This window comes from Streptomyces sp. ISL-87 (assembly GCF_018614095.1).
Taxonomy (GTDB): Bacteria; Actinomycetota; Actinomycetes; order Streptomycetales; family Streptomycetaceae; genus Streptomyces.
Genome location: NZ_JAGGOY010000007.1, coordinates 126,304 through 141,749, shown reverse-complemented (window position 1 = coordinate 141,749; position 15,446 = coordinate 126,304). Strand labels below are relative to the sequence as shown.

Genomic DNA, 15,446 nt, shown 5'->3' with positions numbered 1-15,446 from the left:
CTTGGAATTGATCATCTAGGGGTCTGCCGACGGCCTGCCGCGCTACCGGGGGCCCGTCCTCCCGGGGTCCGTCCTACCGGGGGCCGTCCTACCGGGGGCCGTCCTACCGGCGTCCCGTCAGCCCCACTGCTCGAAGCCGAGCTTCAGCACCAGGGCGGACACCACCGTCAGCAGCACCGCCCGGACGAAGCCGCTGCCCTTCTTGAGCGCCATCCGCGCCCCGATCATGCCCCCGGCCAGGTTGAACACCGCCATCAGCGCGGCCAGCCGCCACAGCACCATCCCCTGGTACGCGAACATCGCCAGCGCCCCGGCGTTCGTGCAGCAATTGACGATCTTGGCGGTGGCGGAGGCGGTGACCAGGTCGAGGTGGAGCAGCGCGGTGAGGGCGAGCACCAGGAAGGTGCCGGTGCCGGGCCCGATGAGGCCGTCGTAGAAGCCGATGCCGAGGCCGGCCAGACCGATGGCGAGCAGCACCCGCTGCCGGCTGACGGGCGCGGTGGAGGGGGCGGTTCCGAAGCCGGGCTTGAAGATCACGATTCCCGCGACGACCACGAGCACGCCCATGATCAGCGGGCGGAGCGCGTCCTTGCTGATGCCGCCGGCCAGCGCGGCGCCGCCCATCGATCCGGCGAGCGCGGCCAGGCCGATCCGGACGGCGAGCTTCACATCCACCGGGGCCTTGCGGGCGTACGTCACGGCCGCGCCAGCGGTGCCGACGATGGCCACGGCCTTGTTGGTGCCGAGCACCGTGGCGGGGTGGGCGTTCGGCAGGCCGAGCAGCAGGGCGGGCAGGAGCAGCAGCCCGCCGCCGCCCACCACGGCGTCGATCCAGCCGGCCGCGGCGGCGGCCACGCACAGCACGATGGTCATCGTCGTAGATATGTCAGGCACCACATGACCCTATGGGGCTTACGGTGCAGCGGCCATCAATCCCCGGAATCTTGCGCAAAGGTTGAGCTTCGAGGGACCGGCCCGGTCCGGGGCGGGCTCGAGGGACGCCTCACCGACCCTTGACCCGGGCGCTGAGGGGGGCGTTCCGTCCGGGTAACAAGGGCGATGCGGTGGGGAAACAGCGGCCGCGCACCCTCATGCCATGACTTCGCAACAGCGTGTGGTGGTGATCGGCGGCGGCCTCGCGGGCCTGCGGGTCGCTGCGCGGCTGGACGGGTGCGCGGCGGTGACGATCCTCGGTGAGGAGCCGCACGTCCCCTACAACCGCGTACTCCTGGCCGAAGTCCTCGCGGGCCGGTACTCCGCCGAGGTGACCGCCCTCCCCGACCCCGGCCCGGCGCTGCGCCGCAGCGTGCGGGCGGTCCGCATCGACCGCGCCGAACGGCTGGTGCGGTGCGACGACGGCACGGTGGAGGGGTACGACACCCTGGTCCTGGCCACCGGCTCCAACCCGGTCCTGCCACCGCTGCGCGGCCTGTTCGAACCGGGGGGGCGGGAACTCCCCGACGGAGTCCACGCGTTCCGCACGATGGACGACTGCCTGGCACTGTCGGCGGCCGTACGCCCCGGCGTTCCCACGGTGGTGGTCGGCGGCGGCCTCCTCGGCGTCTCGGCGGCCCGCGCCCTCGCCGAACGCGGCGCCCAGGTCGTCCTGGCCCAGCAGGGCGAGCGCCTGATGGAACGCCAGCTCGACGCGGAGGCCTCGGCCCTGCTGCACACCCACTTGACGGCACTGGGTATCGAGATCCACTCCGAATGCCGGGTCCGCGGCCTGACCACGACCCCCGCGGATCCCGCCGCGCGGAGCTTCTCCCCGCCCCGCGTCACCGGCGTCGAGCTCGCCGACGGGTACCGGCTCGACGCCGAGCTGGTCGTGCTCGCCTGCGGGGTGCGCCCCCGCACCGGGCTGGCCGTGGCCGCCGGGCTCGATGTGCGGACCGGCATCGTCGTCGACGACATGCTGCGGACCAGCGATCCCCGCATCCACGCCATCGGCGACTGCGCCGAACACGCGGGCCGGGTGTACGGACTCGCCGGCCCGGCGCTGGAGCAGGCCGACGCCCTCGCCACGATCCTGGCCGGCACCGGATCCACACCCGGAGCCGAAAGCACGCCCGGAACCGGAAGCCGCACCGGCACCCCCGTCCGGTACACCGGCACCCGCGCCCTCACCCGCCTCACCCTCACCGCCGGCGGCCCCGGCGCCGACCCGCTCGACCTGGCCGCCTTCGGCGAGACCACTCCTCTCCCCGGCGACGACGTCGTCCGGCTCGCGGACGCCACGCGCCGCAGCTACCGCAAGGTCGTCGTCCGCGGCGACCGCCTCGTCGGCGGGGTGCTCCTCGGCGAACTCTCCACCGTGGGCGCACTCGCCCGCACCTGGGAGGACGGGGAAGCCCTGACCGACTTGCTCCACCTGCTCACCGACGACGGAGGCTCCTGATCATGGCCGCACCCACGCCCACGCCCACCCCCGCGATCGTGCTCATCGGCCACGGCATGGTCGGCCAGCGCTACCTGGAGGCCCTCGCCGAGCGCGGCGCCACCGCCACGCACCGCGTCACCGTACTGAGCGAGGAGCCCCGCCCCGCCTACGACCGCGTGCACCTGACCTCGTACTTCTCCGGCAGCACGCCCGAGGACCTGTCCCTCACGCCGGAGGGCTTCATGGCGGAGCACGGGATCGAGCTCCACCTCCACGACCCCGCCGAGATCATCGACCGGGACGCCCGCACCGTCACCTCCCGCTCCGGCCGCGTGTTCCCGTACGACGTCCTCGTCCTCGCGACCGGCAGCTATCCCTTCGTGCCGCCCGTCCCCGGCAAGGACGCCCCGGGCTGCTTCGTGTACCGCACCATCGAGGACCTCCTCGCGATCGAGGAGTACGCGAAGACCCGCACCACCGGCGCCGTCGTCGGCGGTGGCCTCCTCGGGCTCGAAGCCGCCGGCGCGCTGCAGGGCCTCGGCCTCGCCACCCGCATCGTCGAGTTCGCCCCGCGCCTGATGCCCGTACAGGTCGACGACGGCGGTGGCGCGGCCCTGCTGCGCACCATCGAGTCCATGGGCCTGACCGTGCACACCGGCACCGGCACCCAGGAAGTGGTGACGGGCGAGGACGGCTCCGTCTGCGGGATGAAGCTGTCCGACGGCTCGACCGTCGACACCGAGCTGGTCGTCTTCTCGGCCGGCGTCCGCCCCCGCGACCAGCTCGCCCGCGAGGCCGGCCTCACCGTCGGCGAGCGCGGCGGCATCAGCGTCGACGCCCGCTGCCGCACCTCCGACCCCCGCGTCTACGCCATCGGCGAGTGCGCCCTCGCCGCCGACGGCCGGGTCTACGGCCTGGTCGCCCCCGGCTACGAGATGGCCGAGACGGCCGCCGAGGACCTCCTCGGCCGCGACAAGGAGTTCACCGGAGCCGACCTCTCCACCAAGCTCAAGCTGCTCGGCGTGGACGTGGCCTCCTTCGGCGACGCCCACGGCGCGACCGAGGGCAGCCTGGACGTCGTCTACTCCGACTCCCGCTCCGGGGTCTACAAGAAGCTCGTGGTCTCCCCCGACGGAGTCCTCCTCGGCGGGGTCCTGGTCGGCGACGCGGACTCGTACGGCGTGCTGCGCCCGCTCACCGGCAGCGTGCCGCCCGTCACCCCGGAGCAGCTGGTGCTTCCGGCCGGCCTCGGCGCGCCCGTCGCGCTGGGCCCGTCCGCGCTGCCCGACACCGCGGTGATCTGCTCCTGCCACAACGTCACGAAGAAGGCGATCACCGCCTGCGCCACCCTCCCCGAGGTCAAGAAGTGCACCAAGGCCGGCACCGGCTGCGGCAGCTGCCTCAAGGTGATCGGCCAGCTGCTGCCGGCCGCCGCCGACAAAGGGCTGTGCGGCTGCTTCCCGTACACCCGCGCGGAGCTCTACGAGATCGTCCGCACCCGCCGCCTGACCTCGTACCAGGAGCTCCTCGACGGCCACGGCCGCCCGGAGGCCCGCGGCGGTGACGGCTGCGACGTCTGCAAGCCCGCCGTCGGCTCGATCATCGCCTCGCTCGCCCCGACCCTCGGCGCGAGCGGCTACGTCCTCGACGGGGAGCAGGCCGCGCTCCAGGACACCAACGACCACTTCCTCGCCAACCTCCAGCGCAACGGCTCGTACTCCGTCGTCCCCCGTATCCCCGGCGGCGAGATCACCCCGGACAAGCTCATCGTGATCGGTGAGGTGGCGCGCGACTTCGGGCTCTACACGAAGATCACCGGCGGCCAGCGCATAGACCTCTTCGGTGCGAGCGTCGACCAGCTCCCGCGGATCTGGGCCCGCCTCGTGGACGCCGGATTCGAGTCCGGTCACGCGTACGGGAAGGCCCTGCGGACGGTGAAGTCCTGCGTGGGCCAGACCTGGTGCCGCTACGGGGTCCAGGACAGCGTGAAGATGGCCATCGACCTGGAGCTGCGCTACCGGGGCCTGCGCTCCCCGCACAAGCTCAAGTCGGCGGTCTCCGGGTGCGCCCGCGAGTGCGCGGAGGCGCAGAGCAAGGACTTCGGGGTCATCGCGACGGCCGGCGGCTGGAACCTCTACGTCGGCGGCAACGGCGGGGCCACCCCGCGCCACGCCGATCTCCTCGCCCAGGACCTGTCGGACGCCGAACTGGTGCGGCTCATCGACCGGTTCCTGATGTTCTACATCCGCACCGCCGACCGGCTGGAGCGGACCTCCGCCTGGCTCGACCGGCTGGAAGGGGGCCTGGCCCACCTGCGGGACGTGGTCGTACACGACTCCCTCGGGCTGTGCGCGGAGCTGGAGTCGCTGATGGCCGACCATGTGGCCCACTACCGCGACGAATGGGCCGAGACGCTTCAGGACCCGGAGCGGCTGCGCCGGTTCGTGTCCTTCGTCAACGCGCCCGGCGCGCCCGACCCGACGGTGAAGTTCGTCCCCGAGCGCGACCAGGTCAAGCCCGACCTGACCATCCTCACCCTTCAGCCTGTGGGAGGCACCCGATGACCGTCGAACTGCGTGTGGCCGAGGGCTGGCTGACGGTGTGCGAACTGTCCGCGCTCATTCCCGGGCGCGGGGTCGCGGCCCTGCTGCCCGACGGGAGCCAGGCCGCGGTTTTCGTCGACCGCGCGGGGCGCCCGTACGCCATCGGCAACCAGGACCCCTTCACCGGGGCGCACGTGCTCTCGCGGGGGCTCGTGGGCACCGTGGCGGGGCGGGCCTTCGTGGCCTCGCCGCTGCTGAAGCAGCGCTTCGACCTGGAGTCGGGGCGCTGCCTGGACGACGAGGAGGTGACGGTCCGTACGTACCCGGTGCGGACCGCCGCGACCTCCGCCTGAGGACCGGGGATCAGCCCTGGACGGCCGCCGGGTCCATCCACACGTACTCCCAGACGTGCCCCTCCAGGTCCTCGAAGGCCCGGCCGTACATGAAGCCCTGGTCCATGGCCGGGCGGGGCTCGGTCCCGCCCGCCGCCAGGGCCGCATCGACCACCTCGTCGACCTTCGCGCGGCTGTCGGCGCTCAGGGCGAGCATGACCTCGGTGGTCTTGGTGGCGTCCGCCACGTCCTTGGTGGCGAACTCCCTGAACCGGTCCTCGGTCATCAGCATGGCGAAGATGGTGTCGCTGATGACGAGGCAGCCGGTCGTGTCGTCGCTGAACTGGGGGTTGAAGGAGTACCCCAGCTTCCCCCAGAACGCCTTGGTGGCCCCGAGGTCCTTGACCGGCAGGTTGACGAAGATCATGGTGGCGGACATCTCGGTCCCTCTTCTCCCGTGTGCGGCGCCGCTGTCCGGCGCCTTCGAGAGATAGACCCACGGCCCCCGGAAATCTCATCGCTCCCCGGGAAACTTTTTTCGGGCCCGGCTCACCACCAAGGGCGACCGACGACGCGGGGATGCCCGTTCCCGTCCCTACGAGGCAACCGCGCCGCCCTTGAGCAGCGCGGCGCCCAGCGGGGTCACCGTGTGCAGCACCGCGTTGCCCCGGCGGAGGGTCGTGACCAGCCCCGCCTCCCGCATCACGCAGGCGTGCTGGCTCGCGGAGGCCAGCGAGACCCCGGCCCGGCGGGCCAGTTCGCTGGTGGTGGCGCCGTCACCTATGGCCCGTAGCACCACCGAGCGGGTGTGGCCCACGAGCTTGCCCAGGGTCCGCTGGCGCTGCTCCTCCACGGGCCGGGCCCTCTCGCCCCCGGCCGGGGCGGAGGCCAGCTGCGCCGCGGCCGGGTAGACCAGTACCGGCGGCAGCTCCGGGTCGTGCAGGGTCACCGCCGTGCGGCGGCAGAAGAAGGAGGGCTGGAGCAGCAGCCCGCGCCCGCGCAGCCGTACGTCCCGGTCCACGGGGTAGTCGCACTCCAGGACCGGCGCCCGCCAGCGCAGCATCGGCGGCAGCGAGGCCAGCAGTTCGTCCGCGCCGCCGTCCAGCAGGGCCCGGCCCCGCGCGGCCCGCTCGGCCTCGATCTGGGCCTGGATGTGGGTCCAGTACGGCTCCACGGCCACCCGGTGGTACGCGCGCAGCTCGCCCAGGAGCCGCGGCAGGTGCTTGGTGCCGTCGTCCATGAACTCCCGCAGCCGCCGCGGGACAAGGGCGTCGGCGCCCCCGCTCATGCCCGAGGGCATTCCGAACGCGGCCCCGACGCCCGCTCCCGTGCCCAGCATCGCCAGCTCGCGCCGGAGCCGCTCGGGGCGGATCCCGCGCAGCGCGTCGAGGCCCACGTCCCACCCGTACTGGCCCTCGACCGGGGTCAGGAAATCCGGGAAATAGCCGCGGCTCGGTATGAGCGCTCCTAGCAGACGTGTTTCACTATTCAACCGGCTCCGGGTTTCTGTACGCCATTCACCGAACAACCGGGCATCACGCCGGTCTCTTAAGCGGTGAAAACTAAGAATCGTTTCCCACAACGCATCGGGACGCCCTGCCATCCGTACGCGTGCCAGGTCCACTCCAGTGAAATGGATACGAAGCACCGAACCCCCAGCTGTGCAACCGCAATCCCCCCGCCCCATGAGTATGCATGCCGTCACACGTGGTCACCACGCCCTTTCGGCCACAGTTGAAACCCCTTTCGGCAGGGGCGTGACAAGCGAAATCCTGTACTCCGCCAGGCACACTCCGGTGCGACCGAAACGCTCCGTGAAGGCCGTGGGGGGCTTTGCGGGGCCTGGCGGTCGGTCGCACCGGGAAGCGCCGACGTGCCCGGCGGATTGGCGGCAGGCGGTGGACGGGTGGGGATCCGTCCACCGCCTGCTGCCGTAAAGACTTTGTTGAATATGCCTCTAACGGAAAGCAGGCTGCGCCCGCCTCCGTGGGTCAGGGAACCGGAGGCAGGCGCAGCCAAAGGGGGCCGGTGCGGCCCGGCCGGGTTCGTGCCCGGCCGAGCGTTGCCGGAACCCCGGCTCGGGAAGGGCTCAGCGGCTGTCGGAGCCCTTCGACTCGGCGGCCGCGCGGCCGGCCTCCAGTCGCGCCACCGGGATCCGGAAGGGCGAGCAGGAGACGTAGTCGAGGCCCACCTCGTGGAAGAAGTGGACGGACTCGGGGTCGCCGCCGTGCTCGCCGCAGACGCCGAGCTTCAGGTCGGGGCGGGTGGCCCGGCCGGCCTGGACGGCGCTGCGGACCAGCGAGCCGACGCCGTCCCGGTCGATGGTCTCGAACGGGGAGACCCCGAAGATGCCCTTCTCCAGGTACGCGGTGAAGAAGCTGGCCTCGACGTCGTCGCGGGAGAAGCCCCACACCGTCTGGGTCAGGTCGTTCGTACCGAAGGAGAAGAACTGCGCGGCCTCGGCGATCTGGCCGGCGGTCAGCGCGGCGCGCGGCAGCTCGATCATCGTGCCGATGGTCAGCTTGAGGCTGGTGCCGGTGGCGGCCTCGACCTCGGCGATGACCTGGTCGGCCTCCTCGCGGACGATCTCCAGCTCCTGGACGGTGCCCACGAGCGGGATCATGATCTCGGGGCGGGGGTCGCCCTTTGCGTTCTTGCGCTCGGCCGCGGCCTCGGCGATCGCCCGGACCTGCATGGCGAACAGGCCGGGGATGACCAGGCCGAGGCGCACGCCGCGCAGACCCAGCATCGGGTTCTGCTCGTGCAGCTTGTGCACGGCCTGGAGCAGGCGCAGGTCGTTCTCGTTCGCGTCGTTGCGGGACTCGGCGAGGGCGACGCGCACCGACAGCTCGGTGATATCGGGCAGGAACTCGTGCAGCGGCGGGTCGAGCAGGCGGACGGTGACGGGCAGGCCGTCCATCGCCTCGAACAGCTCGGTGAAGTCCTTCTTCTGCAGCGGCAGGAGGGCACCCAGTGCCTCCTCGCGCTCCGCGTCGGTGTCCGCGAGGATCAGGCGCTCGACCATCTCGCGGCGCTCACCGAGGAACATGTGCTCGGTGCGGCACAGGCCGATGCCCTGGGCGCCGAAGCGGCGGGCACGCGAAGCGTCCTCGGCGTTGTCGGCGTTGGCGCGCACCCGCAGGCGGCGGACGCGGTCGGCGTACGCCATGATCCGGTGGACGGCGGCGACCAGCTCGTCGGCGTCGTCGGCGCCGGCGTGCATGCGGCCCTCGAAGTACTCGACGACCGGGGACGGTACGACGGGTACCTCGCCGAGGTAGACCTTGCCGGTGGAGCCGTCGATGGAGACGACGTCGCCCTCTTCGATGACCGTCCCGCCGACCGTCATGCGGCGACGCTTGGTGTCGACGTCGAGGTCCTCGGCGCCGCAGACGCAGGTCTTGCCCATGCCGCGGGCGACGACGGCGGCGTGCGAGGTCTTGCCGCCGCGCGAGGTCAGGATGCCCTCGGAGGCGATCATGCCGTCCAGGTCGTCCGGGTTGGTCTCGCGGCGGATCAGGATGACCTTCTCGCCGGACCGGGACCACTTGACGGCCGTGTACGAGTCGAAGACGGCCTTGCCGACGGCCGCGCCCGGGGAGGCGGCGATACCGCGGCCGAGCAGCTCGGCCTTGGCGCTCTCGTCGAAGCGCGGGAACATCAGCTGCGCCAGCTGGGCGCCGTTGACGCGCTGGAGGGCCTCGGCCTCGTCGATCAGGCCCTGGTCCACGAGCTGGGTGGCGATGCGGAACGCGGCACCGGCGGTGCGCTTGCCGACGCGGGTCTGGAGCATCCACAGCTGGCCGCGCTCGATGGTGAACTCGATGTCGCAGAGATCCTTGTAGTGGGTCTCCAGCGTCTCCATGATCGTCATGAGCTGGTCGTAGGAGGCCTTGTCGATCGACTCCAGGTCCGCCAGCGGGACGGTGTTGCGGATACCCGCGACGACGTCCTCACCCTGCGCGTTCTGCAGGTAGTCGCCGTAGACGCCCTGGTGGCCGCTGGCGGGGTCGCGGGTGAAGGCGACGCCGGTGCCGGAGTCCGGGCCGAGGTTGCCGAAGACCATGGAGCAGATGTTGACGGCGGTGCCCAGGTCGCCGGGGATGCGCTCCTGGCGGCGGTAGAGCTTGGCGCGGTCGGTGTTCCAGGAGTTGAAGACCGCCTCGACGGCGAGGTCCATCTGCTCGCGGGCGTCCTGCGGGAACTCGCGGCCGGCCTCCTTCGCGACGATCTTCTTGAAGACCTTGACCAGCTTCTTCAGGTCGGCGGCGTCGAGGTCGGTGTCGACGGTGACCTTCTTGGCGGCCTTGGCCGCGTCCAGGGCGTCCTCGAAGAGCTCGCCCTCGACGCCGAGGACGGTCTTGCCGAACATCTGGATCAGGCGGCGGTATGAGTCCCAGGCGAAGCGCTCGTCGCCGGCCTGGGCGGCGAGGCCCTCGACCGACACGTCGGACAGGCCGATGTTCAGGACCGTGTCCATCATGCCGGGCATCGAGAACTTGGCGCCGGAGCGCACGGAGACCAGCAGCGGGTCGTCCGACTGGCCGAGCTTCTTGCCCATCTTCGCTTCGAGGGCGGCCAGGTGCGCGCTGACCTCGTCGCGCAGCTCGGCCGGGGCCTCGCCGCTCTCCAGGTAGACCTTGCAGGCCTCGGTGGTGATGGTGAAGCCGGGAGGGACGGGAAGACCAAGGTTGGTCATCTCGGCGAGGTTGGCCCCCTTGCCGCCGAGAAGGTCCTTGAGGTCCCGGTTGCCCTCGGTGAAGTCGTAGACGAACTTCTGATCTTTGTTTTCCGACACGGGTCTCGACTCCTCGAGAGCTCGGGTGGCTGCCCTGACGGCCAGGAACATACCCAGATCGAAGGCGTCTGGGTACGTCCACTTGGTCGTCATGTGGCTGTAACCACCCGTGCGCCAGCCAATCGAAAGTAACCGATGAGTAATCAGAACGTACGAAGAGTCTTCACGTCCCGAAGGGAAGGAGGCCGCTTGAGGCTTGATCACGCTCGGATGAGCGATCATCGATACATTTGCGTTCAAGTGTTGAACGCACAAAGGGTGGCACCCAGTGCCACCCTTTGAAAGTCTTACCCGTGACTTTGACGCTCATCTGAGCGAAACCCCACACATGCGTGGCGTATATCACGCAGCACGGAGGGCGATTTGTCAGCCTCCGGAGGTGTCCAGCTCGGCATCCTCGCTCACGCCCGCGCAGTCGTACGGATCCTTCAACCAGCCCTCAGGCAGGACAACTCGGTTGTTTCCGGACGTCCGGCCGCGCGGACCGTCCGCGCTCTCGGGCCACGCCTGATCCAGATCGAGCTCGCTCAGATGAGCGTCCAGCTCGGCCAGCGACGAGGTGACCGCGAGCTTCTGGCGCATCTCGGAGCCGACCGAGAAGCCCTTGAGGTACCAGGCCACGTGCTTACGGAAGTCGATCACCCCGCGCGCCTCGTCGCCGATCCACTCCCCCAGCAGCTGGGCGTGCCGGTGCATGGTGCCCGCGACCTCGCGCAGCGTCGGCTTGTGGAAGTCCTCCGGGCGGCCCTCGAAGGCCGCCACCAGGTCGTTGAACAGCCACGGCCGCCCCAGGCAGCCGCGCCCGACGACCACACCGTCGCAGCCCGTCTCGCGGACCATGCGCAGGGCGTCCTCGGCGCACCAGATGTCGCCGTTGCCGAGCACGGGGATCTCCGGCACGTGCTCCTTGAGCCGCGCGATGGCGTCCCAGTCGGCGGTGCCGCCGTAGTGCTGGGCGGTGGTGCGCCCGTGCAGGGCGATGGCCGTGACACCCTCCTCGACGGCTATCCGGCCGGCGTCGAGGTAGGTGAGGTGGTCGTCGTTGATGCCCTTGCGCATCTTCATGGTCACCGGCAGGTCGCCGGCGCCCGCGACGGCCTCGCGCAGGATCGCGCGCAGCAGGTTCCGCTTGTACGGGAGGGCCGAGCCGCCGCCCTTGCGGGTCACCTTGGGGACCGGGCAGCCGAAGTTGAGGTCGATGTGGTCGGCGCGGTCCTCCTCGACGATCATGCGGACCGCCTTGCCGACCGTCGCCGGGTCTACCCCGTACAGCTGAATCGAGCGAGGCTTTTCCGTCTCGTCGAAGTGGATCAGCTGCATGGTCTTCTCGTTGCGCTCGACCAGGGCGCGGGTCGTGATCATCTCGCTCACGAACAACCCCTTGCCGCCGCTGAACTGGCGGCAGAGGGTACGGAACGGGGCATTGGTGATGCCGGCCATCGGTGCGAGCACTACCGGGGGCTGCACGGTGTGCGGGCCGATCGCGAGGGGCGGGGGGAGCGTGGTCATCCCCCCATTGTCGCGCATGCCGCGGTCGTTAGTTAGCCGTACTATCCCCGGTATGTCCGATGTGAGCCACCGGCGTCGCATGCTCGTCCTGGCGATCTGCTGCATGAGCCTGCTCATCGTCAGCCTCGACAACACCGTACTGAACGTCGCCCTCCCGTCCATGCGCCGCGAGCTGAACGCCTCGGTCGCCGGGATGCAGTGGACGATCGACGCGTACACGCTGGTCCTGGCCTCGCTGCTGATACTGGCGGGCTCCACGGCGGACCGCGTGGGACGCCGCAAGGTGTTCGCCATCGGGCTGGCCCTCTTCACCCTGGGCTCGGTGCTCTGCTCGCTGGCGCCGAGCCTGGAGTGGCTGATCGTCTTCCGCATGGTCCAGGCCCTCGGCGGCGCCATGCTCAACCCGGTCGCCATGTCGATCATCACCAACACCTTCACCGAGCCCGCCGAACGGGCCCGGGCCATCGGCGTCTGGGGCGCGGTGGCGGGTATCGCGATGGCCGCGGGCCCCGTGATCGGCGGAGTGCTGGTGGACTCCGTCGGCTGGCGGTCCATCTTCTGGCTGAACATCCCGGTCGGGCTGCTCGCCATGGCCCTGACCCTGCGCTACGTCCCCGAGTCGCGGGCCGACCGGCCGCGCCGCCCGGATCCGGTGGGCCAGCTGCTGGTCATCGCACTGCTCGGCTCCGTGACCTACGGGATCATCGAGGCGCCGGCGTCCGGCTGGACCTCGGGGCTGATCCTCGGCTGCGCGGCCGTGGCCGTCGCCGCACTGGTGGGGCTGCTGATGTACGAGCCGAGGCGGGCGGAGCCGCTGATCGACCCCAGGTTCTTCCGGAGCGCCCCCTTCAGCGGGGCCACCGTGATCGCGGTGAGCGCCTTCGCCGGAATGTCCGGGTTCCTGTTCCTGAACACCCTGTACCTCCAGGACGTGCGGGGCCTGGACGCGCTGCACGCCGGGCTCTACATGCTCCCGATGGCGGCGCTGACGTTCCTGGCGGCCCCGGTGGCGGGGCGCATGGTCGGTACGCGTGGGCCGCGGCTGCCGCTGCTGATCGCCGGGGTGACGATGGCGACGAGCGGGCTGCTCTTCGCGGTGTTCTCCGCCGGGTCCTCCACGCCTTTGATGTTCACCGGGTACGTGCTGTTCGGGCTGGGCTTCGGCATGGTCAACGCGCCGATCACCAATACGGCGGTCTCCGGGATGCCGCGGGCGCAGGCGGGGGTCGCGGCCGCGGTGGCCTCCACGAGCAGGCAGACCGGCGGAACGCTGGGGGTCGCGGTGATGGGCGCGGTGCTGGCCGCCGGGATGGCGGGGGGCGCCGACTTCGCCGGGGCGACCGGGCCGGCCTGGTGGATCATCACGGCCTGCGGGGTGCTCGTGCTGGTCGTGGGCGCCGTGACCAGCGGGCCGTGGGCGCTGGCCACGGCCGAGCGGACGGCCCGGACCCTGGAGGGGCCGCCGCCGGCCAGCCCTTCGCGGGCCGGGGCTCCGCCGCGCGCCTGACGCCCGGTGTCGGGCCCGGTACTCCGGTACCGGGGCCGATGCGGCCGCCTTCGGTGGAAGGCGGCCGGGGCGCCGCCGATGCGGCGGGGCAGGGGGCTGGCGGGCTACTGCTATTGCGGGCTACTGCTTGCGGGATGCCGCTTGCAGGATGCCGGCGGCGCTATTCCTGGCAGTCGAAGTCGTCCGCGTGCGAGTCGATGCGGGCCAGGAGGTCGCGGAGCGCGTCCTGCTCCTGCTGCGAGAGCCCGGAGAACAGTCCGAGCTCGACGGCGTCGAGCGCCGCGTTGGTCTTGCCGAGGGCGGCGGATCCGGCGTCGGTGATGGCCACGTTGTGGCGGCGCCGGTCGGCCGGGTCCCGGCGGCGTTCGGCCAGGCCGTCGCGCTCCAGGTCGTTGAGGATCCCGACGAACGCTCGGGTCCACCTCCAGCCGCTCGGCGAGCGCCCGCTGGCTGATGGGGCCGTCAGCCACCTCCGCGTCAAGGACTTCGAGCTCGCCCCGGCCGCCGTCCTCGCGCTGGTCGCGGCCGCCGCCCTGGCCCTGCGGGTGGCGGCGTAGCCATCCTGACGGGTGACAGATATTGAAATCTGTCACTCGTCATGCCATTCTCGTTCTATGACGACGACCGAGAGCACCCAGACGACCACCGCGACCACCGCGACCATCTCGACCACCGCGACCACCGCAACGGCCACGACCACCGCGCGCCGAGCGCTCGGATCCACCGGGCCTTCCGTCTTCCCGCTCGGCCTCGGCTGCATGGGCATGTCCGCCCTGTACGGGGAGGCCGACCGCGCCGAGTCGATCGCAACCATCCACGCCGCCCTGGACGCCGGGGTCACGCTGCTCGACACCGGCGACTTCTACGGCATGGGGCACAACGAGCTGCTCATCGCCGAGGCCCTGCGCACCGCTCCCGCCGCGGCCCGCGAGCAGGCGCTGACCAGCGTCAAGTTCGGCGCTCTGCGCACGGTCGAGGGCGGGTTCACCGGCTACGACGGCCGGCCCGAGGCCGTCAAGAACTTCCTGGCCTACTCACTCCAGCGGCTCGGCCGGGACCACATCGACATCTACCGGATCGCCCGCGTGGACCCTGCGGTCCCGATCGAGGAGACGGTCGGCGCCATCGCCGAGGCCGTCCAGGCGGGGCACGTGCGGCACATCGGCCTCTCCGAGGTCGGCGCGGACACCCTGCGCCGGGCGGCGGCCGTGGCACCGATCGCCGACCTCCAGATCGAGTACTCGCTCATCTCCCGCGGTATCGAGGAGGAGATCCTGCCGACCGCCCGTGAGCTCGGCATAGGCATCACGGCGTACGGGGTCCTCTCCCGGGGCCTGATCAGCGGCCACTTCAGCCGTGACCGCGCGCTGGCCCCGGGCGACTTCCGCGGCATGAGCCCCCGCTTCCAGGGCGACAACCTGCACCGGAACCTCGACCTGGTCGACGCCCTGCGCAAGGTGGCCGAGGACAAGGGTGTGAGCGTCGCCCAGACCGCCATCGCCTGGGTGCTCTCGCGCGGCGAGGACATAGTGCCGCTGGTGGGCGCCCGCCGCCGGGACCGGCTCAGCGAGGCACTCGGTGCCATGACGGTTGAGCTGACCCCCGCGGACCTCGCCGCCATCGAGGAGGCCGTTCCCGCCGGATCCGCGGCCGGTGAGAGGTACCCGGCGGCGCAGATGGCCCACCTCGACAGCGAGCACTGAGCTGGCGGTACGGTCGTACTCATGCCACCCGCAGCTGCCGAACCCCTCACGCCCGAGCGCATCCTCGAAACCACCGAGGAGGTGCTGCGCCGCTTCGGCCCCACCAAGGCGACCGTGGTGGATGTGGCGCGCGCCCTGGGCGTCAGCCACGGCAGCGTGTACCGGCACTTCCCGTCCAAGGCGGCGCTGCGCGAGGCCGTCACCGATCGCTGGCTCGCCAAGAGCGTGGTGATGCTGGAGGAGATCGCCTCGGCTCCCGCCGGGACGGCCCCCTCCAAGCTGGAGGCGTGGCTGGAGGCGCTGTTCGAGGCCAAGCGCCACAAGGCGGGTGACGACCCGGAGCTGTTCGCGACGTACACGGTGCTGCTCGCCGAGAACAGCGGTGTGGTGGACCACCACCTGAGCGAGCTGATCGACCAGCTGGCCCGGATCATCGCCGAGGGCGTCGCGGACGGCTCCCTGTCCGCACCCGATGTGCCGGCCGCCGCCCGCGCGGTGTTCGATGCCACGGGCCGCTTCCATGATCCGCAGTACGCGGCCGAGTGGGTCTCGCCCACGATCATCACGGAGTTCGAGGCGGTCACGTCCCTCGTGATCCGGGGCCTGCGGGCCTGATCCGGCCACCCCGGGGCCGGAGTGTGAGATTCCGGTCAACTTGGTGATCATTTGGTGCG

At 71.2% G+C, this 15,446-nt stretch carries 13 protein-coding genes; 7 read left to right on the top strand and 6 right to left on the bottom strand.

All coding sequences use genetic code 11. The annotated features are described in order from the left end of the window. Positions 1-117: 117 nt before the first annotated feature. A complete protein-coding gene (locus tag J7I97_RS02185; RefSeq protein ID WP_214930602.1) occupies positions 118-894 on the bottom strand; it encodes a TSUP family transporter in 777 nt (258 codons plus the stop codon). Positions 895-1,096: 202 nt separating this feature from the next. On the opposite strand from J7I97_RS02185, the gene J7I97_RS02180 reads away from it, so the two are divergent. The 3 genes from J7I97_RS02180 to nirD are packed head-to-tail and all read left to right on the top strand — an operon-like array spanning position 1,097 to position 5,276. Next, a complete protein-coding gene (locus tag J7I97_RS02180) occupies positions 1,097-2,398 on the top strand; it encodes an NAD(P)/FAD-dependent oxidoreductase (RefSeq protein WP_214930601.1) in 1,302 nt (433 codons plus the stop codon). A 2-nt stretch (positions 2,399-2,400) separates the two neighbouring features. Beyond that, entirely contained in the window at positions 2,401-4,944 is a 2,544-nt protein-coding gene (gene nirB / locus J7I97_RS02175) for a nitrite reductase large subunit NirB (protein WP_214930600.1), read from the top strand. Then, on the top strand, positions 4,941-5,276 hold the full coding sequence (gene nirD, locus J7I97_RS02170; protein ID WP_214930599.1) for a nitrite reductase small subunit NirD: 336 nt from the start codon (positions 4,941-4,943) through the stop codon (positions 5,274-5,276). Before nirB ends, nirD begins: the two co-directional genes overlap by 4 nt. A 10-nt stretch (positions 5,277-5,286) precedes the next feature. On the opposite strand, the gene J7I97_RS02165 is transcribed toward nirD, so the two are convergent. The 4 genes from J7I97_RS02165 to dusB all read right to left on the bottom strand — a co-directional run bounded on the left by J7I97_RS02165 (position 5,287) and on the right by dusB (position 11,580). Continuing rightward, a complete protein-coding gene (locus J7I97_RS02165; protein WP_214930598.1) occupies positions 5,287-5,694 on the bottom strand; it encodes a VOC family protein in 408 nt (135 codons plus the stop codon). A gap of 156 nt (positions 5,695-5,850) precedes the next feature. Next, the gene (locus J7I97_RS02160; RefSeq protein WP_214930597.1) at positions 5,851-6,903 is read right to left on the bottom strand and encodes a winged helix-turn-helix domain-containing protein; all 1,053 of its coding nucleotides are present in this window, start codon (positions 6,901-6,903) and stop codon (positions 5,851-5,853) included. A gap of 441 nt (positions 6,904-7,344) precedes the next feature. Continuing rightward, positions 7,345-10,053: a pyruvate, phosphate dikinase gene (gene ppdK, locus J7I97_RS02155; RefSeq protein WP_214930596.1), complete on the bottom strand. Its 2,709-nt coding sequence runs from the start codon at positions 10,051-10,053 to the stop codon at positions 7,345-7,347. A gap of 366 nt (positions 10,054-10,419) precedes the next feature. Next, positions 10,420-11,580 carry a tRNA dihydrouridine synthase DusB gene (dusB, locus tag J7I97_RS02150; protein WP_214930595.1) on the bottom strand — a complete coding sequence of 387 codons (1,161 nt, stop codon included), beginning with the start codon at positions 11,578-11,580 and terminating at the stop codon, positions 10,420-10,422. Positions 11,581-11,614: 34 nt separating this feature from the next. Here dusB and J7I97_RS02145 point away from each other — a divergent pair, with 34 nt between their 5' ends. Then, complete coding sequence (locus J7I97_RS02145; RefSeq protein WP_251050550.1) at positions 11,615-13,069, top strand: MFS transporter; 1,455 nt, start codon at positions 11,615-11,617, stop codon at positions 13,067-13,069. 160 nt (positions 13,070-13,229) lie between these two features. Here J7I97_RS02145 and J7I97_RS02140 read toward each other — a convergent pair whose 3' ends face one another. Further along, complete coding sequence (locus tag J7I97_RS02140; RefSeq protein WP_214930594.1) at positions 13,230-13,397, bottom strand: hypothetical protein; 168 nt, start codon at positions 13,395-13,397, stop codon at positions 13,230-13,232. A 64-nt stretch (positions 13,398-13,461) separates the two neighbouring features. Between J7I97_RS02140 and J7I97_RS38055 the strand changes: the two genes are divergently transcribed. The 3 genes from J7I97_RS38055 to J7I97_RS02125 are packed head-to-tail and all read left to right on the top strand — an operon-like array spanning position 13,462 to position 15,387. After that, on the top strand, positions 13,462-13,626 hold the full coding sequence (locus tag J7I97_RS38055; RefSeq protein ID WP_251050548.1) for a hypothetical protein: 165 nt from the start codon (positions 13,462-13,464) through the stop codon (positions 13,624-13,626). A gap of 57 nt (positions 13,627-13,683) precedes the next feature. Beyond that, on the top strand, positions 13,684-14,772 hold the full coding sequence (locus tag J7I97_RS02130; RefSeq protein WP_285441055.1) for an aldo/keto reductase: 1,089 nt from the start codon (positions 13,684-13,686) through the stop codon (positions 14,770-14,772). A 21-nt stretch (positions 14,773-14,793) separates the two neighbouring features. Further along, positions 14,794-15,387 carry a TetR family transcriptional regulator gene (locus J7I97_RS02125; protein ID WP_214930593.1) on the top strand — a complete coding sequence of 198 codons (594 nt, stop codon included), beginning with the start codon at positions 14,794-14,796 and terminating at the stop codon, positions 15,385-15,387. The last annotated feature ends 59 nt before the right edge of the window (positions 15,388-15,446 follow it).